This is a genomic window from Seinonella peptonophila (assembly GCF_900129355.1).
Classification (GTDB): domain Bacteria; phylum Bacillota; class Bacilli; order Thermoactinomycetales; family Thermoactinomycetaceae; genus Seinonella; species Seinonella peptonophila.
Window position 1 is genome coordinate 119,350 of record NZ_FQVL01000007.1, and the last position, 21,051, is coordinate 140,400.

20 protein-coding genes are annotated in these 21,051 nt (G+C 39.3%); 14 read left to right on the forward strand and 6 right to left on the reverse strand.

Going from position 1 to position 21,051, the window contains the following annotated elements; translation table 11 throughout:
- Positions 1–127: 127 nt before the first annotated feature.
- The 4 genes from BUB71_RS12305 to BUB71_RS12320 all read right to left on the reverse strand — a co-directional run bounded on the left by BUB71_RS12305 (position 128) and on the right by BUB71_RS12320 (position 3,010).
- Positions 128–448, reverse strand: coding sequence for a heme oxygenase (locus BUB71_RS12305; RefSeq protein ID WP_073155128.1), 321 nt, complete (start codon positions 446–448; stop codon positions 128–130).
- 42 nt (positions 449–490) lie between these two features.
- The gene (locus BUB71_RS12310; protein ID WP_073155129.1) at positions 491–1,189 is read right to left on the reverse strand and encodes an ABC transporter ATP-binding protein; all 699 of its coding nucleotides are present in this window, start codon (positions 1,187–1,189) and stop codon (positions 491–493) included.
- Complete coding sequence (locus tag BUB71_RS12315; RefSeq protein ID WP_340148301.1) at positions 1,190–2,317, reverse strand: ABC transporter permease; 1,128 nt, start codon at positions 2,315–2,317, stop codon at positions 1,190–1,192.
- Between the two features lie 99 nt (positions 2,318–2,416).
- A complete protein-coding gene (locus BUB71_RS12320; protein ID WP_139279088.1) occupies positions 2,417–3,010 on the reverse strand; it encodes a TetR/AcrR family transcriptional regulator in 594 nt (197 codons plus the stop codon).
- 805 nt (positions 3,011–3,815) lie between these two features.
- On the opposite strand from BUB71_RS12320, the gene BUB71_RS12325 reads away from it, so the two are divergent.
- The 4 genes from BUB71_RS12325 to BUB71_RS12340 all read left to right on the forward strand — a co-directional run bounded on the left by BUB71_RS12325 (position 3,816) and on the right by BUB71_RS12340 (position 8,938).
- Positions 3,816–4,466, forward strand: a complete 651-nt coding sequence (locus BUB71_RS12325; RefSeq protein WP_073155132.1) for a nucleotide exchange factor GrpE — start codon at positions 3,816–3,818, stop codon at positions 4,464–4,466.
- 380 nt (positions 4,467–4,846) lie between these two features.
- Positions 4,847–6,370, forward strand: a complete 1,524-nt coding sequence (locus tag BUB71_RS12330; RefSeq protein ID WP_073155133.1) for an Hsp70 family protein — start codon at positions 4,847–4,849, stop codon at positions 6,368–6,370.
- Between the two features lie 27 nt (positions 6,371–6,397).
- A complete protein-coding gene (locus BUB71_RS12335; RefSeq protein WP_073155134.1) occupies positions 6,398–7,783 on the forward strand; it encodes a tetratricopeptide repeat protein in 1,386 nt (461 codons plus the stop codon).
- Positions 7,784–7,912: 129 nt separating this feature from the next.
- On the forward strand, positions 7,913–8,938 hold the full coding sequence (locus BUB71_RS12340; protein ID WP_073155135.1) for a site-2 protease family protein: 1,026 nt from the start codon (positions 7,913–7,915) through the stop codon (positions 8,936–8,938).
- 51 nt (positions 8,939–8,989) lie between these two features.
- Here BUB71_RS12340 and BUB71_RS12345 read toward each other — a convergent pair whose 3' ends face one another.
- The gene (locus BUB71_RS12345; RefSeq protein ID WP_073155136.1) at positions 8,990–9,403 is read right to left on the reverse strand and encodes a FixH family protein; all 414 of its coding nucleotides are present in this window, start codon (positions 9,401–9,403) and stop codon (positions 8,990–8,992) included.
- A gap of 563 nt (positions 9,404–9,966) precedes the next feature.
- Here BUB71_RS12345 and BUB71_RS12350 point away from each other — a divergent pair.
- The 9 genes from BUB71_RS12350 (at position 9,967) to pssA (ending at position 19,912) form a co-directional block, all read left to right on the forward strand.
- Positions 9,967–10,632: an HAD hydrolase-like protein gene (locus tag BUB71_RS12350; RefSeq protein WP_073155137.1), complete on the forward strand. Its 666-nt coding sequence runs from the start codon at positions 9,967–9,969 to the stop codon at positions 10,630–10,632.
- Between the two features lie 110 nt (positions 10,633–10,742).
- Positions 10,743–11,435, forward strand: a complete 693-nt coding sequence (locus BUB71_RS12355; protein ID WP_073155138.1) for an MgtC/SapB family protein — start codon at positions 10,743–10,745, stop codon at positions 11,433–11,435.
- Positions 11,436–11,566: 131 nt separating this feature from the next.
- On the forward strand, positions 11,567–12,040 hold the full coding sequence (locus BUB71_RS12360) for a CtsR family transcriptional regulator (protein ID WP_073155139.1): 474 nt from the start codon (positions 11,567–11,569) through the stop codon (positions 12,038–12,040).
- A 6-nt stretch (positions 12,041–12,046) separates the two neighbouring features.
- Entirely contained in the window at positions 12,047–12,571 is a 525-nt protein-coding gene (locus BUB71_RS12365) for a protein-arginine kinase activator protein McsA (RefSeq protein WP_073155140.1), read from the forward strand.
- A 13-nt stretch (positions 12,572–12,584) separates the two neighbouring features.
- Positions 12,585–13,670: a protein-arginine kinase McsB gene (locus BUB71_RS12370; protein WP_073155141.1), complete on the forward strand. Its 1,086-nt coding sequence runs from the start codon at positions 12,585–12,587 to the stop codon at positions 13,668–13,670.
- A gap of 31 nt (positions 13,671–13,701) precedes the next feature.
- Positions 13,702–16,155 carry an ATP-dependent Clp protease ATP-binding subunit gene (locus BUB71_RS12375; RefSeq protein WP_073155142.1) on the forward strand — a complete coding sequence of 818 codons (2,454 nt, stop codon included), beginning with the start codon at positions 13,702–13,704 and terminating at the stop codon, positions 16,153–16,155.
- Positions 16,156–16,582: 427 nt separating this feature from the next.
- A complete protein-coding gene (gene radA, locus BUB71_RS12380; RefSeq protein WP_073155234.1) occupies positions 16,583–17,953 on the forward strand; it encodes a DNA repair protein RadA in 1,371 nt (456 codons plus the stop codon).
- 5 nt (positions 17,954–17,958) lie between these two features.
- A complete protein-coding gene (disA, locus tag BUB71_RS12385) occupies positions 17,959–19,038 on the forward strand; it encodes a DNA integrity scanning diadenylate cyclase DisA (RefSeq protein ID WP_073155143.1) in 1,080 nt (359 codons plus the stop codon).
- 160 nt (positions 19,039–19,198) lie between these two features.
- Positions 19,199–19,912 (forward strand): CDP-diacylglycerol--serine O-phosphatidyltransferase, encoded by a 714-nt coding sequence (pssA, locus tag BUB71_RS12390; RefSeq protein ID WP_073155144.1) that lies wholly within the window; start codon positions 19,199–19,201, stop codon positions 19,910–19,912.
- Between the two features lie 39 nt (positions 19,913–19,951).
- Here the strand turns inward: pssA and BUB71_RS12395 are convergent, their stop codons facing one another.
- A complete protein-coding gene (locus BUB71_RS12395) occupies positions 19,952–20,344 on the reverse strand; it encodes a hypothetical protein (protein WP_073155145.1) in 393 nt (130 codons plus the stop codon).
- Between the two features lie 200 nt (positions 20,345–20,544).
- Between BUB71_RS12395 and BUB71_RS12400 the strand changes: the two genes are divergently transcribed.
- Positions 20,545–21,042 (forward strand): CarD family transcriptional regulator, encoded by a 498-nt coding sequence (locus BUB71_RS12400; RefSeq protein ID WP_245815620.1) that lies wholly within the window; start codon positions 20,545–20,547, stop codon positions 21,040–21,042.
- Positions 21,043–21,051 lie beyond the last annotated feature (9 nt).

Sequence of the window (21,051 nt, forward strand, 5' to 3'; positions counted from 1 at the left end):
TAGGTGTAGTGGGCGCCTTTGGGAAATGCCAATTTAACACATTAGGAATATAAATAAGAAAAGCTAAGGTACTCAATGGAAAATGAGAAACCTAGCTTTTCTTTCTTAGTGGCAACGATTGGTACGGTTATTTTTCGGTTGTAGAAGCAAGCTCAGAAATAATAATTTCACTTCCGAGTATAGGAGATTCTTTCGATCCCTTGCCTTCAGTAGGTTGCTTATGAGCATTTTTAAACGCATCACTTTCACGCCAAACTCTAAAACTTTCTAAGGTTTCCCAATACATATTCACATTCATTTCATCAAAATCCTTATTATGATTGCAAACTAACACTTCGGTTTTAATAAAGCCATCGAATTGATGAATTTGTTGGTTCGCTGTGAAAGTTGGCGCCATGTGTTTGGCGAATCCTTTTTGTGTTTTAATGCGATTTGTAATAACAAACATGATCATTTCTCCCTTTTATTTAATTTTTATCAAATTAATAAATTATTTAATAATTGAGCTTTGCATTACCTTTGGTATTAATTTCCCATCTTCCATATGATATACATGGTCACAATAAGTTAACATACGTTGATCATGTGTCACCATGATGGCTGCTTTTTGCCGCTTTTTTACCTCAGCGGCAATTAATTTTACAACTTCATGAGCACGCTTAGAATCTAAACTTGCTGTCGGTTCATCAGCAAGAATAACGCTTGGTTGGTTGAATAAGGCACGAGATATAGCTACGCGTTGACGCTCACCACCAGATAATTCGTGGGGCATTTTCGTGAGCTTATTACCCAACCCCAGCTCTGTTAATAAATTGATTGCAAACTGATGATCCTGTTTACTCGATTTCCCTGACATTTTATTAATCAAAATCAACTGATCAAGTACAGATAAATAAGGAATTAAATTTGATGATTGTAAAATAAACCCTATTTCATTTAAACGAAAGTTTGCTAATTGCTTCGGACTTAATGCTCCTACATCTTGACCATTTACCATCACGTTTCCAGACGTTGGCTTTATTAATGCACCAATAATTGATAGTAAAGTGCTTTTTCCTGAGCCAGAAGGGCCGACAATTGCTGCCAGCTCTCCAGAATTGACTGTAATAGAAGCTTCTTGCAAAGCTGTTATAATAGATGACCCCTCTCTATATTGTTTCGTAACCTGTTGTAACTGAATACCACTCATCTATTCCACTCTCCCTAAAGCTGTTAGCGGATCAATTTTGGCAATTTGTCGAACAGAAATAATTGAACTCAAAAGACTAATCATTAATAAACAAAGTGCATATAAGACAACAAGCTTCACATCTAAATCGAAGGGCATGTTTTTGGGAAATGCAAGAGCTGTTAAGTATGTTAAACCAATCCCTATCATGATGCCAGAAAAGGATAGAATAAAAACTTGTGAGACAATTGCCTTTGAAATAAATCGATTTGATGCACCAATAGCTTTCATAACACCAAATTGTGAGGTTTTCTGAATCGTAATCACGTAGAAGAAAGCTGCGATGATAAATGCTGAAATAACCATTAGGAATACAAGCATCATTAGAATGGTTCCACTTTCTTCCTTATAACCCGGCATCCCATTTACAGCTACTGGTTTTGTAACAGTTTCAATTCCTTTAATCTCTTTATCAAGTTTTGCGGCATTTAAATGAGGTGCTTTTAAAGTGACGGCTTGAACTGGTTTTTTTACACCATTATCAGCCCCTGGTGCTGCAAATTGATAATCTCTCCATGTATTCAGATTTGTAAATAATACAGGTAAATGGTTGAACGTTTCATTTTCAACAAAACCAATAATTGTTAACTTCATTTTAGAATTAGAAACAAGTAGTTCATCGTTTATTTTGTATCCTGCGTCTTTTAAACTCTTATTAGCTAGAACACCAAATTTATCACCAGTTGACAGCTTTTTCCCTTCTATGACGTTTGGTTCAATAAATGAGCCTACGGTGATTCCAAGTAGTGCCACATCTGTTTTCTTGTTAGCATTACCCGTTTTTTCTGTGGAGATAGATGCCATGGAAGATCCAAAGCCAGCTGCATCCTCTACATCTTTATTTTTTTTAATTTCATTGATTAAATCGCCAGAAAGAATCGATTTACTAAAAGTAGCACTAGCAGATTTCTCATAAACAACATAATTTGCATCTAGGTTTTTAATTGATGCAGCACTTAGAGTTGAAAGGCCATTTCCCAGTCCTGATAAGATAAAAACAAGCCATGCAATTAAAATAATGATGATGCTCATCATTACATAACGAAATTTTGCATGCTTTAATTCTTTTATTGCTAAAAACAAGTTCAAACTCTCCCTCCGATTTTTAGTTACACATGTGTCACTTTGGATAAAAAAATAACTTATATGTTTACACATAGATTATTATACATATAAGTTACACATGTGTCACTTGTTTTTTAGAATTCCATTTAGAATCAACTTTTTCGTATAAAAGAACGCTTTTTCAGTGTCCATTCCTGAGTGATTAGGAATAGAAATACTTTGAAATATAAATCCTAGTAAAAGGTCATTCGGTAGATCCATCTCGATATAGCCTTCTGATTTGCCTTGCTGTACTAAATGGATAAGAGGTTTATATAGTTCGCGATGCATAAGAGAAAGATGTCTTTTCTTTCCTTCCAAAAGTGGTGCGCCTTTGGTGGGGATGACTTCCTGAATTCCAAGAATTAAATGCAAATCCTTGTACATAAATATTTTTTGCAAAAGGGTGTTTACCTTTTCTAGAAAAGGTAATTCCTCTGGAATAGAAGAAAAACTCTTCAAAGTATTTTTCATTTCCTCTATCATAAAATCTAATAACAATTCATCTTTATTTTGATAATACTTATAAATTGCCGCCCGTGAAACATTTAATTGTGTTGCTAATTGACCAATTGTAAACCCTTCATAGCCTGTTTGAATAATAAGCTTTTTGGTGCAAAGGAATAAGTCAAATGTACTAAATTTCCTATCTCTCCCCATATTATTCCCTTCTTTCAATCCATTCCTTAAGATCTATTAGTATTTTGGCCATTTCTTTTGTTTCATATATTTATCTACAAAATAGCTTTGAGATACGTATGATAAGATAACTTTAAATATGATTTTATCTGTCTACTACACTGGCATCAATAAAGCACATTCAAATGATATATAATGAAATAAATTAACTTAATGAAAATATAAAAGACTGATATATTCCAAGTATCAGATTGTTGGAGTATAGTTATAAATCGCATTTTCCTGCCCGAACCCTTTTGTATGATTTTTCTGTATTTATGGAAAAAAATAGGTTTCCTTTGTTTTGCAATTTGGAGATGTTTTTATAGATAATTTAACTCTAAGATTTTTAAATAAACATAAAAGGACATTTTTTAGTAGAAATTCTTTATAATAGTATTGGTCATCTCGTCAACTAGAGCTATAATTATTGGTTAATATAGCTTGTCTGATAATGAGAAACCGACTATAATGTCCGTGAAAGAGATTGACTCCTATGAAAACTGAAGATATAGAGTTATTGTAGGAAAAGGTCTGCAATGTAAAATCTTCAAACCAATGAAAAGTAGCTAGATAGTCTGTAACGATCTCGCCAGTCATCTTTTTCAAATTGTTTGCAAAATGTATGACGTATTTCGAAATCAATATCAGACTGTTATATAAAACTAAAGATGTTTAAGCAACTGGAAATGATGGAACATATTCTGGTGTAGATGATCAGTTTATACGGAAATGGTTTTTAACCAAATCCATAACTAGGAATCAGAGCACATCTTTTGTAAAATAGTAGTAGGGAGGTATGCCTATGGTTTTTAAGAGAGAGAGATATGACAGCTCAAAGAAGGCTCCTCAAGTTCCGTCTTCTTCAGACCCTGAACTGAGTATAACCGGAAAAAAACAAATGATTCCGCAAAAGATGGATCGGCAGCAAGCTCCTTTAAAACCGATTGACCGATCACAACAGCAGCTATTTTCTTTTTTGTCAAATCTTCAAACCAATTTTGCTTCCCTTGTTCACCTGTTTGAGCGAAGATTAAGTTACGATAAAACAAAAGAGATGGCTTTTGATCGCCTCTATCAGGAGATGGAGGAGCTAAAGCAGGAACAAACATTTAATGAGCTGCGTCCACTTTATATCGATCTGATTTTATTAATAGATCGTATGGAACAAATCGAATTTGATTTAGAAGAGAATGGGGCTGCTTCTCCCGAAGTTGAAAATATTATGGTAACACTGAAGAACGAAGTGTTAGAGATTTTATATCGACGTGGTGTAGAGCAGATCGAACATACGCCAGAATATTTTGACCCAACTTTTCAAAAAGTCGTTGATACAGAACCAACTTATAACCCATCTGAGGATAATCTGGTTGTGGGGATTCGACGTGATGGTTACCGCTTTCAAGATATGGTGTTACGTCCAGAGGAAGTTGTAATTAAGAAATTCCAAGGTTAATAGAAAAATGAGCCAGTAGATACGCCGATGGGGGAATTCGGTTACATGACTCACCTGGTATTCATGAAAAACGGTTTCGTTTTCTTCAGTCGACCAGACGAGCGATTCGCTGAAAATACATAAGTAAGTTAGCAATCCCATTAATAATAGCATCTCGAATCGTACCGACACAGTTGAAACGAAAGTACGTCTGGACGTAGCCATAAGAGAATGGATCACAGCATCAGAAAGGTCAAGATGGTGACTCGGATGGTAGTGCGTTAATATAAACTACGGAATGATTGCGCAATTGTTAAGAATTATCTCTCGTTTTTAAGCGAATCATAGGGTGGTTGCTATTATTTGAGGAAAGGAAGACGTGTAAAAAGGAGTGAATCAAAATGGGTAGAGTCGTCGGAATCGATTTAGGAACTACTTATTCAGCGATTTCGATAATGAATGAATATGGAAAACCTGAAATACTAACAAACCGTGAAGGAGAGCGAATTACTCCTTCTGTTGTCTTATTTGAAGGGGAAGATCCGATTGTTGGTAGTATTGCAAAGCGATCAGCAGTTGCCAACCCATTTAATGTGATTCAATTTGTAAAGCGTCAAATGGGAGATAAATCATGGAAATTTCGCACTGAGAATGCTGAGGCCTATACACCTGAAGAGATTTCAGCAATGGTCCTTCGTCGATTAAAAGAAGATGCGGAAACCTTTCTTGGTGAAGATATTGAAGATGCAGTGATTACTGTACCAGCTTATTTCGATGATGCACAGCGTAAATCGACACAGGATTCAGGTCGAATCGCTGGGTTAAATGTACTGCGAATTATCAATGAGCCGACGGCTGCCGCGTTGGCATATGGGTTAGATAAATTGAACCAAACCCAAACCATTTTGGTCTATGACCTTGGTGGAGGAACGTTTGATGTTACCATTATGCGCCTTTCACCAAAAGGGTTGCGTGTTTTATCAACAGGTGGTGCGCGTAACTTAGGCGGTTTTGATTGGGACAACGCAATTATGAACTATCTAAACGAAGAGTTTCAGCAGCAAGGGGGCATTGATTTGCTTGATGACCCTATGTTGGAACAGGACTTGCGCGAAAAAGCAGAGATCGCCAAGAAGACACTTTCTGCTCGTGATCGTACCACTGTATTCCTATCTGCAGGTGGTGTAAACGCTTCGATCAGTTTAACCAGAAGACTATTTGAAGACTTGACTCAACATCTTGTGAAACAAACGCAAAACATTATGCAATATGTGCTAGAAGATGCTGGACTAAAATGGAGTGATGTTGATCGAATCTTAATGGTTGGTGGATCGACTCGTATGCGTTCCATCCCAGACTCCATTTTTAATCTAACGGGGATCAAACCATCAGTAGATGTGAATCCAGATGAAGTCGTTGCGATGGGAGCCGCTATTCAAGGTGCGATCATCTATGCAAAAGAAGGTCGAACGGATTTTAAAGGAAGTCAAGCATTCCCTGTTGTAGAAGTAGAAGATGTGAACTCACATAGCTTAGGAGTCGTTGCCTTAGAAGATGATGGTCACGAGGTTAATTCAATCGTCTTAAAAAAAGATACTGTGATTCCTGCCCGCGTGAGTGGACATTATACTACGACTGTCGAAAGACAAACCCAATTGCATATTCAAGTTACCGAAGGTGAAGATACTGATCTTGATTATGTAAAAATCGTAGGGGAAGGGTTAATTGATTTACCTGAATATCCAAAAGGCGCTCCGCTTGAGGTAATCTTTGAATATGATAGCGATGGAATTATTCATGTTTCAGTGGTTGATTCATCTAAGGATGAATTGATTGGGGAGCTAGATATAGAGCGAACTTCAAATCTCACCGAAGCAGAAGTGCAGGAGAAACAAGATCGCGTAGGTAAGTTAGCCATTAGTTAAAATTTGATCTAAAGGAAAGTTTAAACGATGGAGAACTATTACGAATTACTAGGTCTATCGATCGATGCCCCAATCGATGTGCTGAGAAGAGAGCTAAATCAAAAAATGAGACTTTGGTCTCACCGAACGAACGCTCCTCAAATCGAGAGAAGACAAGAAGCAGAGCGAATGGTACGTCTTCTAGAAGAAGTTGAAGAGACTTTGCTCGATGAAGGAAGGCGGAATGAATACAATAAAGCTCTCCAAGAATTCCTTGATAAACAGCAGAATGAGACAGAAGCTTCACAAGAAGCATCTGCGAAGTCTGATTTTCAACAAGTCGATTGGGAACAAGTGAAGTTTATTTCAAGTCTCGATGATGATCATGATGATGTAGCAGCAGCTGTAGAGGAACAAGTAGAGCCGTCAAGTCCTAAGATTTCAGATGAAGATCGGGTTTTACTCATAGCCAAAGGCGAGGATTATCTACAGCAGAATCGTTTATCTGAGGCGCTGGAGATTGCAGAGCGCTTGATAAAAGAAGCTGAATTGGTGGCCACTGTCTGGGCATTTATGGGTGAGGTCAGAATCGCGATGCAGGATTACCATGAAGCTACAACTGCCTTTGTAAAGTCTCTAGACCTTGATCCACAAAATGCTGCATATGTTGCCCAGCTAGGGAAAATTTTTACTCAACAAGGCAAATGGGAGCGTGCGCGGCATCATTTTAAACGAGCGACTACGCTTGATCCAGATAATATTGATTATCGGTTTTATCTAGGGTCTACGCTCGTAAAGCAAGGCGAAGAGATCGAAGGATTAAAGTTGTTAGAAACCTGTGTTCGAATCAACCCGGATAATCGAGAATATCTAAGAGAGTTAGCACAAGCTTATCTAGAAATGGCTTGTAGTGGCTGGACACAAGTCCCTGCTGGAAACCCCTACCTTCCTCCAGGACGATATCCTACACGTAATGCAGATCTAAAAAGAGCCAAGGTGTTTTTAGATCGAGCAAGACGACTGCCAATCCAAGATATTGAATTGCGAAATGATATTCATCGACTTCATATGGAAATTCAGAGTCATGGCAAACGTAAGTTTACAGGTAGTTGGTGGATGTTCGCTTTAAGTATCATGTTTCTGGTTGGTATAGATATTTACAATTTTAGCTATTTGAATACCGCATTTATTGCACTTCCTTTGATCTATCTTATTTCTGCGATGGCTCCATCCTTTCGTATATATAGCAAAGCTGCGGTTGGGAAGACAGGTAAAACCGATTTTGCTTACTTTTTCGCCAAAATGAAAGATCGATTTGGTACCAAAGGAGCTGTTTTATTCTCCGTTTTATTATGTATTCCATACGCACCATGTACGCCATTCGTTCTATCTTTGGTAATCCTTCGTAATTTCTATAAAAACTATAGTCTATAAAAGAAGAAAAGAAGGAAGGAGATCACTCCTTCTTTTTTGTTCTGTTACAATAAAGAGAGACTTTTAAATATATGGAAATCAGTGAATCAGTCTGGGTGACTTTTTACCAGCATATCGGAGGGATCATCATTGTTATCTAAATCGACCGGTTGGCGTTCGATTGTGGACATCTTTCGATTGAATCGCTATGGAGGAACTGTTCTTACTATGTTGATCTCAGCGATTGTCTATGCCTATGTATACTCATGGTGGTTTTCCATTGGCTTTGTATTGTTGTTATTTACGCATGAGATGGGGCATGTTTGGGCGGCGCGAGAAAAAGGAATTTCCGTCACAGCTCCAGCCTTTATTCCCTTTATTGGAGCTCTCATCTCTTTTCGGAAATTACCAGAAAATGCACAAACAGAAGCCTTTATAGCATATGGGGGACCTTTGATTGGGACAATCGGGGCAACTACAATGTTTTTAATCGCTTGGTTTACAGGTAGACAAGAGCTTTATTGGTTGGCGATTTTAGGTTTTTTATTAAACTTATTTAATCTGATTCCCATCGCTCCGCTAGATGGAGGTCGAATTGTTACAGCTATTTCTCGGTGGTTGTGGCTGGTAGGGCTGCTTTTGGGAATTGGGTTTATGCTTTTTTTAAAAAGCTACCTCATGGTAATGGTATTGCTCTTTTTTGTACGAGAATGGAGATTAAATCATCAGGATGATGGAAATAAAAAATTTCTGCTTCGATCAATCAGTAAAGTAAATCGTGCAAAGTTGAATCAAGCTGAATGGGATAAACTGATTCAATCATTAATGAATCGAAGTATACAACTGGATTTTCACCAATTTTGCCAACGGTCAGATCGAATTGTATATACGTCGATTTCTTTACCTGGAGTAGGTGAGATAAAACGTTTACCAGAAGGACAGCTAAATGGAGAAGTGTTCGAGGTTCAACTAAAGGAAGTAAAGTTGAAAAGGCGCTATGTACGATTAAAGATGCAAATCTATTTTCGTCGTTCTTTCTTCCATGATAATCAATATTATCAAGTGCCTACAAAGGTACGATTAGCCTTTGGAAGCGCTTATGTAGGATTGATTATCTATTTGGTCAGCCTCACTTATTATTGCAGTCAAGTTCTGGCTGACCATCCGATATTTTAAAGCCATATAATTAATGATGTTGGGTGGATAGATTTTTAGATGATTGTTCCCTCATTGTCCCACGGTAAAATGATCAGAGATCATCTGATGTTCCTTAGGTGTTGTAACATGAACAATGATGTTGTAATCTCCCTCTTCTTTCACTTGGATCGATGACTCATAATGACCAGACGATGGCTGAGTTGCCTTTACTTTCTGTTTATTTTTGTCGTTTGACCACACTTCAAATTCTACCTGTGCATCTTTGATTGGTTCTTGTTTGCGTTTGACTTGTGCGTTAAGTGTAATCTTTTGGTTGACATGAGGAGCAGTAGGTTTTTGAAAAACAATTGTTAAAGGTGTAGAAGCGGTTTGCATTTGATGAGAGGTGTGTTCATGATCATGTTGATTTGTTGATTTGCTACACCCTGTTAAAGCTACTGCGATAAGGAAAACACAGGTAATAAGTAAACGATGATAGGACACGCGATTCACCTCCAAGATAGGATAATTGTACGAAGGTTTTGCAAGTAAGGTAGGAGTTTTGATCGATCACCGTATTGGATTCAAATAGTACGATATAACAAGTGTGATATAACAACAAGCAGCGAAGCTAGGATGTCATCCTCTGTTCACAGGTCTACCGATTAGTTAGGGAATATGTAACTAATAGTGATTTACCAATTACGCATTAAAGAAAAGGCTTTAGTTAAGGAAATATATTGTTAGTGTTCACTTTGACGATGAGGATAAGTAGGTGATTATTCGGCATCTATCCATAATCATTGTCTAAATCGGAGTCACCACTATTTTATTCGCACTGAATGTAGAGAATCATAATGTTAATGTTAAAATCAATTTAGTATCTGATGTATTTCATTTGTATAATAGAAGTGCCCCGTTCATTTAAAGAAACTGCTATTTAAATATATGAATTTTACATTGTAGTCATATAGCAACAGTCGATCATCAAGTTTCCTCTATAGGAAATCATAGATTGACATTGGATGAAGGAAGAGAATTTATAAGAAGATAGGAGCTACTCAAATATGCAAGCAATCATTTTTGATCTAGATGGAACGATATATCAAACGGAAAAAGTAGCAGTTCCAGCATTTCGCGCTACTTTTGAGTGGCTAAAGGATCAAGGGCTTTATCAAGGAAAGATTCCCGCAGATCAAGTATTTGAACAACAATTTGGTTTGACAGGTGCTGAATTTTGGTCAAGATTACTTCCTGATGCAAATGAAGAGGTTCGTCAGTTAGCAGATCAGCAGTTATTAAAAGAGGAGATCAAATGGATCAATCAAGGTGCTGGTGCATGTTATCCAGGAGTGGTTGAAACTTTAAATAAGTTGAAAGACCAAGGTTATCAATTGCTGATTGCTAGCAATGGTCTAGAGGCATATGTCGAACATGTCTTACATTCAGAAGAGATTTTAAGCCTCTTTACAGGGATTTATACAGCTTCTAGATATCAGACTACCTCGAAAACAGAACTGGTGAAACGGTGCTTAGATGATCATCATATACAAAGTGGAATGATGGTTGGGGATCGGCGGTCAGATATTGTTGCTGGAAAAGAAAATTATTTATTGAGCATTGGATGTCGCTATACTGGATTCCGTAGTTTTTCTGCTTTGGATGAGTTGGAGCAAGCGGATCATCTCATTTATGAATTTCCTGAGTTATTGCATGTACTCGAGCGAAACTAAGCGAATGCAACCAGCCAAATATGTTGTGAAGCTGCGTCTTTAAGAGGGATAGCGCTCTTAATGGCAGCTTTGTTTCATTTATTATCGAAATCTTATGAAAGGGGTATGCGATGGTGTCGCTTCTATGGAATGTTCCTTACTTCGAAATTACGCTACGTCTGTTTTTGGCAGCTTTGCTAGCTGGATTGATCGGATGGGAGAGAGAAAGAGATAATCATCCTGCTGGATTTCGTACACATATCCTTGTCTGTGTAGGTTCAGCATTAATCATGCTGATTTCAGTGTATGGCTTTGGTGAATTTATGAATTCGCCAAATGTTCGCTTTGATCCATCCAGGATCGGGGCGCAGGTGGTGAGCGGAATTGGATTTTTAGGAGCGGGTACAATTATACGTCAAGGCGTAACAGTAAGTGGTTTGACGACAGCCGCTTCATTATGGGTCGTGGCAGGAATTGGGTTGGCTGTAGGGGCAGGATTTATGTTTGGTGCCGTATTAGCAACAGCTCTCGTATTAGTAAGCCTAGAAGTTTTAAATCGAGTTGATCAATGGGCGTTAAGAAAGAATCGATTACGGGTATTTACAATGGAAATTGAAGATCAACGGGGAAAATTAAGTGAGCTGGCAAATGCATTTGTCGACTTAGGTGGCAGTGTGCAAAAAATTGATATCAAACAGTATGGGGTTGCGAAACCAAACGTTAAAATTCAATTTACAGTGATGATGAATGAAGAAGTGAAAGTTGAAGATTTGTGTGATGAGATACGTACAATTGATGGTGTTCAATCGATTCAAACAGAATGAATATTGTTTGAATGAAATGAGTGGCAAAGAGAAAGAATAGAATTGGAATAGGTCTTGGCAAATAAAAAAAGATTCGTTATAATAGAAACTACAAAAGTCAAAGTTAGTCAAAGTCAGCAGGGGGTAGTCCGATGAGTAATAGTGTTTCGGACGTCATTGAATATTATCTCAAGCAAAATCTGAATGAAAGTCGTTCAGGAGAGATAGAGATCAAGCGTAATGAATTGGCCGATCTCTTTCAATGTGTTCCTTCGCAGATCAACTACGTTATCAGCACTCGTTTTACAATTGAGAAAGGGTACTTCGTAGAGAGTAAGCGAGGTGGTGGCGGATATATCCGAATTCGCAGAGTGTGTCTTGATGATGAAGCTGAGCATTTTGTCGATTGTTTGAATCAAATTGGTCAATCGATTCCCCAGGTAACCGCCGAACACTTGATCACAAGGTTACTCGAAAGCCGGATGATGGATCGGCGGGAAGCTTTATTGATGAAACGATTGATTTCAAGGGAGACGTTGCAATTGCCTGTTCATTTACGCGATCAAGTACGTGCTCGAATGATGCGTATGCTTGTTACCACGTTATTTACAAATAGAGGAGAGTGATGGTCGATGCTTTGTCCTGAATGTGGGAAACGTCCGGCCACGCTTCATTATACAAAGATTGTAAATGGTAAAAAATCGGAGTTCCACATCTGTGAAGTGTGTGCGAAAGCAAAGGAAGAGCAATTGCCAGATATGGATAGCAGTTTTTCTTTTCACCAGTTGCTCTCTGGCTTGCTTAATTTTGATATTGGATCAGGTACAGGTGAATCAAATACAACAGTTCAGCCTCAAACTATTCGTTGCTCAACGTGTGGCTTAACGTACCAACAGTTTAGTAAGGTTGGACGGTTTGGTTGTAGTGATTGTTATGACACATTTAAAGAATATCTTGATCCGATGTTTCGTAGGATGCATGGACATACCATTCATCGTGGAAAAGTTCCCGTGCGAACAGAAGGTAAGTTGAAAATGAGACGAGAATTGGATGAATTAAAGCAGGAAATGGTTCGTCTGGTTCAAAATGAGGAGTTTGAGCGGGCTGCACAAGTCCGAGATCAAATTCGTCAAATAGAAGAAAGACTCCAAAGTTAGGGAGAGGTGGAATATGTCACTCCATCATTTTATTGAACATGCTATGAGTGAATGGATGCGTGTTAAAGGTCCACACTCTGACATCGTCTTTAGCAGTCGAGTACGCCTAGCTCGAAATATAACAGGTATGCCATTTCCGATGTTAAGTGCCAATTCACATGCACGTGAAGTGGTACGTAAGATTGAACAGACATTGGAAAATTCTCAAGATCATCGAGTGCTAGGTCAAGCTGAATTGATTCATATGCAAGATTTGACTGATTTGCAAAAGCGTGTACTCGTGGAGAAACATCTGATTAGCCCCCACCTTGCCGAAGAGTCTTTGTCTGGTGCCGTTGTTCTCAGTCAAGATGAAGCAGTAAGTATCATGATTAACGAAGAAGACCATTTGCGAATTCAATGTTTATTTCCTGGTTTACAGCTTCATGATGCATGGAAAATGGCGGATGCGCTCGATGACTGGTTTGAGCAGTTTGTTTCCTTCTCATTTGATGAAAAACAAGGTTACTTAACGAGTTGCCCCACGAATGTGGGGACTGGAATTCGCGCATCGGTGATGGTTCATTTACCTGCGCTTGCTATGACACAACAGTTAAATCAATTATTTCCTGCCATCACCCAAGTTGGCTTAGCCGTTCGAGGCATCTATGGGGAGGGTAGTGAAGCGCTAGGAAATCTCTACCAGGTATCAAACCAGATTACTTTGGGGCAGTCAGAAGAAGAAATTATTGATAAGTTGCAAGGCGTCGTGATGCAAATGATTGAACACGAACAATACGCAAGACAACGATTAAAAGAAGCATCTCCCATTCAATTAGAAGATCGTGTTTTTCGTTCTTACGGTCAATTAAAATATGGTCGGATTATCGATACGCGAGAAGCGATGAAATTTTTATCCGATGTTCGACTTGGAATCGATATGGGTCTGATTACTGAGGTTCCGTCAAACGTAATGAATGAGTTAATGGTGATGACTCAGCCCGGTTTCTTACAACAATATGCTGGAAAGCGGCTTGACGCGGGTGAACGCGATATCCGAAGAGCCATATTGATTCGGGAACGTTTATCCTTGGGATATGAACAGAATGGGAATAGATAAGTAATCATATAGGATAAGAGGTGGGTTCCAAATGATGTTTGGTCGATTTACGGAACGAGCACAAAAAGTTCTCTCTCTTGCACAAGAGGAAGCAGTCCGCTTGGGGCATAACAATGTAGGGACAGAACATATTTTACTAGGTTTAGTAAGAGAAGAAGAAGGGATTGCTTCTAAGGCGTTGATCGCTTTGGGTCTAGGGTTGGAAAAAATTCAAAAAGAGGTGGAGGCTTTAATTCCTAGAGGATCAGGTCAGCCACTAGATATCGCCTATACACCCCGTGCAAAAAAAGTGATTGAGCTATCGATGGATGAAGCGAGAAAGTTAGGTCACACTTATGTAGGAACAGAACATATTTTACTTGGTTTAATTCGTGAAGGTGAAGGAGTAGCTGCTCGTGTCCTAAATAATCTAGGTGTAAGTTTAAATAAGGCAAGACAACAAGTGTTGCAGCTACTAGGAAATAATGAGTCCCTCTCTTCACACCAAAGTGGTGGCTCACATGCGAATACGCCAACATTGGATGGATTAGCTCGTGATTTAACTACAGCAGCGCGCGATGGTAATATTGACCCAGTGATCGGACGAAGCCAAGAGATTGAACGGGTTATTCAAGTACTGTCGAGACGTACAAAGAATAATCCAGTCTTGATCGGTGAACCTGGGGTAGGGAAAACCGCAGTTGCTGAAGGATTGGCGCAACGGATTGTGGATGGTGAGATTCCAGAGACATTGCGTGGCAAGCGAGTAATGACACTTGATATGGGAACAGTCGTCGCCGGAACAAAATATCGTGGTGAATTTGAAGATCGATTGAAAAAGATTACAGATGAAATTCGACAAGCTGGAAATATTATTCTATTTATCGATGAGTTGCATACTTTAATTGGCGCTGGGGGAGCTGAGGGCGCAATTGATGCCTCAAACATCCTAAAGCCTGCACTTGCTAGAGGTGAGCTGCAATGTGTGGGAGCAACGACAATGGATGAGTATAGAAAGTATATTGAAAAAGATGCAGCGCTGGCACGTCGATTCCAGCCGATCACTGTTGACGAGCCAACCGCAGAGGAAGCCATTTTAATCTTAGAAGGACTGCGTGATCGGTACGAAGCACATCATCGCGTAAAAATCACCAATGAAGCCATTGAACAAGCAGTACGTCTGTCTGATCGTTATATAACAGATCGTTATTTGCCGGATAAAGCAATTGATCTCATTGATGAAGCTGCTTCAAAAGTAAGGCTCTCCGCTTATACGGTACCACCAGAATTAAAAGAGCTGGAACAGAAAATGGAAGAAGTAAAAAAAGAGAAGGATGCAGCTGTACAAAGTCAGGAGTTTGAAAAAGCAGCATCTTTGCGAGATAAAGAGCAGAAACTTCGTGAAGAACTGGAACAAACCAGGAATCACTGGAAAGAGGATCAAGGTAAGACTGATTCTGAGGTGACTGCTGAAGATATTGCAGATGTCGTGGCCAACTGGACAGGGATTCCTGTTAGTAAGCTAGCTGAAGAAGAAACGGATCGTCTGTTACGCATGGAAGAGATTTTGCATAAACGTGTGATTGGTCAAGAAGAGGCAGTAAAATCAATTTCCCGAGCGATTCGCCGGGCGCGTGCAGGTCTAAAAGATCCCAAACGACCCATTGGTTCATTTATCTTCCTTGGACCTACAGGTGTCGGGAAGACTGAACTTGCTCGTGCACTTGCTGAGGCTATGTTTGGTGATGAAGATGCAATGATTCGCATTGATATGTCAGAATACATGGAGAAACATACGACAAGTCGTTTGGTTGGTTCTCCTCCGGGATATGTGGGTTATGATGAAGGTGGACAGTTAACCGAGAAAGTACGCCGTAAACCATATTCTGTTGTACTCTTTGATGAGGTAGAGAAAGCGCATCCTGAGGTTTTCAATGTCTTGCTTCAGGTGCTAGAAGATGGGCGATTGACTGATTCTAAAGGACGTACAGTAGATTTTCGAAACACCATTATCATTATGACTTCCAATGTCGGTGCCTCAACCATCCGTACCAATTCTCGTCTTGGATTTGTCACAGGTGATACAAGCCAAGATGAATATGAACAAATGAAGAGTAATGTGATGGAAGAGCTAAAGAAAAGTTTTCGTCCTGAGTTCCTAAACCGGATCGACGATGTGATCGTCTTCCATTCGTTAAAAGAAGAGCATCTTCAGGAGATTGTTTCGCTCATGTCTGAAGACTTACGAAAACGCCTGAAAGAGCAAAACATCTACTTTAGCCTGACCGATGCAGCGAAGAAATTCCTTGCCAAAGAAGGATTTGACCCCACATATGGTGCTCGTCCATTACGTCGTGCCATTCAGAAAAATATCGAAGATCGACTCTCTGAAGAATTGTTGAGCGGTCAAATCTCAGAAGGCGATACAGTTGTGATTGATGAGAAAGATGGTAAGTTAAACGTCGAAAAATCAGCAGGAAAGTCAGCAAGTGAAGTTAATAAATGAGTCCTCTTCCTTGATCCATCCAATCCCTACTCCCATGAGTAGGGGTTTTATTTGTTCTTGCTTGAATTTGCTTGGGTGATCACATGATGTGAAGGAAGACATAAGATTCATATATAGTGATAGAATTATATAAAATAAAAAACGAATAGATTTATAACTTCATTGAAAACTTTCGCTTTATTAAAGCGGAGGTTTTCTGTTTTGCGAATAATTTTTTATGTTGTTGGTTTTATTTCAGCTAAGAAATGGGAAGGTGGTAGGGCTTTTCTTTTTCGCATGATATAATAAAAAAGTCAGAAGGTCTGAGATCATTGATCTTCAAGATAAGAACGCGCAGCAAGACTTCATTTCCCCTAAGATACAAGTCAAGATTTCTAATAGATATGTGCAGAAATAAATGAAATCTAATGAATAGAGGTTGCCAGTGGTGGTAAAAACAAAGACAAAGTTTGTCTGTGGTGAGTGTGGATATGAGACACCTAAGTGGATGGGTCGTTGTCCCGGCTGCAATACTTGGAACTCGTTAGTAGAGGAAAAAGAGATTACAGGCGGAAGACCGCATATGCAGCCTATGAATACGAAAAAGAAAGAACAGGCAATTCCTATTACAGAAGTAAAAGGAATGGATCGACCACGATTTGACACAGGGATTCGAGAGTATAATCGCGTATTGGGGGGAGGATTAGTTCCTGGATCACTTATTTTAGTGGGTGGTGATCCAGGCATTGGGAAGTCGACGCTTCTTTTACAGTCCTCTTATTGCCTCGCTGCAAAGGGAGAAAGCGTCCTTTATGTGACAGGTGAAGAGTCAACAGAGCAAATTCGATTGCGCGCAGAGCGATTACAGGCGCTTCATCAAGGATTAGAAGTGGCCGCAGAGACTGATTTAACTGCTGTGGAGGAATTATTAAGAGAACATCCTCCCAAAGTGTTAGTGATAGATTCTATTCAGACGATGTTTCATCCTGAGATTACCTCTGCGCCTGGAAGTGTTTCACAAGTTCGAGAGTGTACAGGTCAATTAATGCGCTTTGCGAAGCAACAAGGCATCGCAGTTATAATCGTGGGGCATGTAACGAAATCTGGTGCTATCGCAGGTCCACGAATGTTGGAACATATGGTGGATACCGTACTCTATTTTGAAGGTGAACGACATCATACATTCCGCATTTTGCGAGCTGTGAAAAATCGATTTGGCTCTACAAATGAGATTGGTGTATTCGAGATGAAAGAACAGGGTTTAGTAGAGGTAGGAAATCCTTCAGAGATTTTTCTAGAGGGTCGCCCTAATGGTGTTCCTGGTACTGCGGTAACAGCGAGTATAGAAGGAACTCGCCCTGTTCTTGTTGAATTACAGGCGTTAGTTGCTCCAACTAACTTCCCGAGTCCTAAACGAATGGCGACAGGCGTTGACCATAATCGTGTCACCATGATTATGGCTGTACTCGAAAAACGCTTAGGCTTTTTCTTACAAAGCCAAGATGCCTATCTCAATGTGGTCGGTGGGGTTCGATTAGATGAACCTGCAATTGATTTAGCCATTGCTATTGCACTTGCTTCCAGCTTTCGTGATGCCCCTGTTCAAGAAGGAGATCTTTTTATTGGAGAAATTGGTTTAACGGGTGAGGTTCGAGCCGTTTCTCGAATTGAACAGCGGTTGTCTGAAGCAAAGAACATGGGTTTTCGCCGTGTTTTTTTCCCAGATAAAAATCATCGGGGATTAACGATACCTGATGGATTGGAATGCGTGGGAGTTAGTAGTCTTCAAGAAGCACTGGCAGTGGCATTGAGGGGGTAATTTCGATGAAGACGACGAATGAGTCCGTTCCAATACCGGCGGATTTATTGCGTTTGATCGCTCCGGGAACTGAGTTTCGTGAAGGGCTTGATAATGTATTAGGAGCGAGAACAGGCGCATTAATTGTTGTCGGTTTTGATGAAAAAGTAAAAGATATTGTTGATGGAGGCTTTCATATTGATAGTCCATTTTCGGCTGCTCATTTGTATGAGTTAGCTAAAATGGATGGTGCGATTATTTTAAGCAATGATGGCCGCAAAATTTTATATGCAAATACGCAACTAGTGCCCAATTCTTCTATCCCATCAACAGAGACAGGAATTCGACATCGGACAGCTCAGCGCACCGCAAAACAAACGGATAAATTAGTGATTTCGATCTCTCAACGCCGTAATATTATCACGCTCTATAAGGGAGTGACCTCATATGCACTAAAAGATATTGGGGTCATTTTAACCAAAGCAAATCAAGCAATTCAAACATTGGAAAAGTACAAATCAAACCTTGACCAATCCGCAACAGACTTGAGCGCATTAGAGTTTGAGGAACTGGTTACACTTTACGAGGTAGTCATGGTCTTGCAGCGAGTTGAGATGGTGTTGCGTGTAAAGAATGAAATTGAGAGTTATATTAGTGAACTAGGAACAGAAGGTCGGCTTATTCGTATGCAATTGGAGGAGTTAGTATCCAAAGTAGAGGAAGAGGCATATCTTTTAATTAGGGATTACTCTGCGGATTTAGGCGACCCAACACCTTCTGAGGTGCTATGTGAGATGAAGAAGCTCTCCGCGGATGAATTGCTTGAGCATACACACTTAGCAAGAATCTTGGGTTATGTTGGCGCGATGAATATTCATGAGATTCCTGTGTCGCCACGTGGCTTTCGAATGTTGAGTAAGATACCACGTTTACCTAATAATATTATATTGAAATTGGTTGCTAGATTTGAAACATTATCCCGAATGATGGTTGCTTCAATTCAAGAACTAGATGAAGTCGAGGGAATTGGCGATGTTCGCGCGCGTACCATTAAAGACGGATTGAAGCGAATCCAAGAACAAGTCTTTATTGACAGACATATCTAAAATAACCTAGAATAAAACTACATACAAAATGTGAGTTTTTTTCTACAATCTTGTGTACAAACGGAATATTTCATAATGAATATCAACTGAATAAGATATTACGAAGTAAGCTGATAATCTGCTCTTTTTAGAGTCGATATGTTTTAGGAGGTTCCTATTTATGATTGCTAGAGCTTTGCCTAGCTGCTTTACCGTTGGGAATTTATTTTTGGGGATTATCGCAATTATTTTAGCTTTTCGTTCAGAATGGCAGTTTGCTGCAATTATGGTCATTATTGGTATGCTACTTGATGGACTCGATGGAAGGGTCGCACGGATGTTAAAAACCGAGAGCGAATTTGGTAAAGAATTGGATTCATTGTCGGACGTGATTACATTTGGTGTCGCTCCAGCAATCATCATGTATGTTTCTGTATTCCAATATGGAGGCCCTGAACAATGGTTTTTGACAGCCATTTTTCCTATTTGTGGAGCATTGCGGTTAGCCCGTTTTAATGTACAGGAGAGTGAGCCTGGATTTTTTACTGGTTTGCCGATTACTGCTGCGGGTGGGATTTTGGCAACAGTAGCCCTCTATAATGATTATATGGGAAGCGACTATTTATTGATGTCGGCTGTCTTGTTGCTCTCTTATTTAATGGTCAGTCAAATTAAATATCCTGCTTTTAAAAAGGTTGGATTTCCAAAAATTTTCTATGTGGTCATACCTTTGTATTTGCTTGCGCTTGCAGGAGCTGCCTTTTTTTATCCACAGGAACTACCTAAACTAATCTTTATACCACTTGTCATCTATGCTCTTTATGGGATCAAAGTAACTTTTGATCGTAAGCGTAGGGCGGAAAATGAAGATAAACCGCTTGAAGAACTGAAATAATGTTCAGTATAAAAACAATCCATTTAGATGGGTTGTTTTTTATCGCAAATAGAAAAAACCAAGGGTCGATAGATTTTTTAACTCCTGTTTGAAAATTTGGGACAGAGGGATTTCAAGAAGGCTACAAAGTGAGGTAAAGTAAAAAAGATGTTTTCCCATTTCTGTTGAGACAAGATCGGTGCATGATTCGCATAAATTGTGATAAAGGTGACTTCGATATTTGTGAATTGAATTTTGTAAACCTTTGGAGTATTCTTGGCGAGAAGCACGAATCTCAATACAGCCGCATTCTGTAACTGCTCTCATGACCGAGCGTGTCAGACGTGCGTTCGATTCCTGAAGCATCGAGGTCACATCTAAGAAGCTGCGATGCCGGAATAAGGTTTGCTCCACTTTGCGCTGGAACTCCCTGATCTGTTGTTTCTCATCCATCTCTTCACCTCTTTTTGAGTACGGAGCGAGTTATCTATATTATATCTTATGTGCCAATTTTTTGGCAAATTGTTTACTCCTGATAATATGTAAAATAATTGTTGACTCAGATTAGTTAAGTGTGCTAAGATGTTAATTTTAATTTCTTGACAATTTAACTATCTTGTGATATCTTGGAAATTAGATATTTTCATCTGGAGGTGGCATGCTTGTTCAATATTGGCGACCGAGTCGTGTATCCGATGCATGGTGCAGGAATTATTGAGTCAATAGAAGAAAAAGAAATACTTGGAGAACGTCAGAAGTATTATGTCATGCGTATGCCGATTGGTGATATGAAAGTAATGGTTCCACTTAACAACGTGGAGAACATCGGATTGCGTGGAATTGTTGACGGAGAAACTGCCCAATCGGTACTTGAACACATGCGCACACAAGAAGAGCATGACAGTGCAAATTGGAATCGCCGTTACAGGGCGAATTTGGATAAAATGAAAAGTGGAGATATCTACGATGTTGCAGAAGTAGTCTGTGCCTTAATGCTACGTGATAATGAAAAAGGTCTATCTACAGGTGAGCGAAAGATGCTTGATAATGCAAAGCAGATTTTGATCAGTGAGCTAGTCTTAGCAAAGGATGTACGTGAAGAGCAAGCATTTGAGATGATAGATGGCATTTTTGTAGCAGAGGATAAATGAATTTCGGAG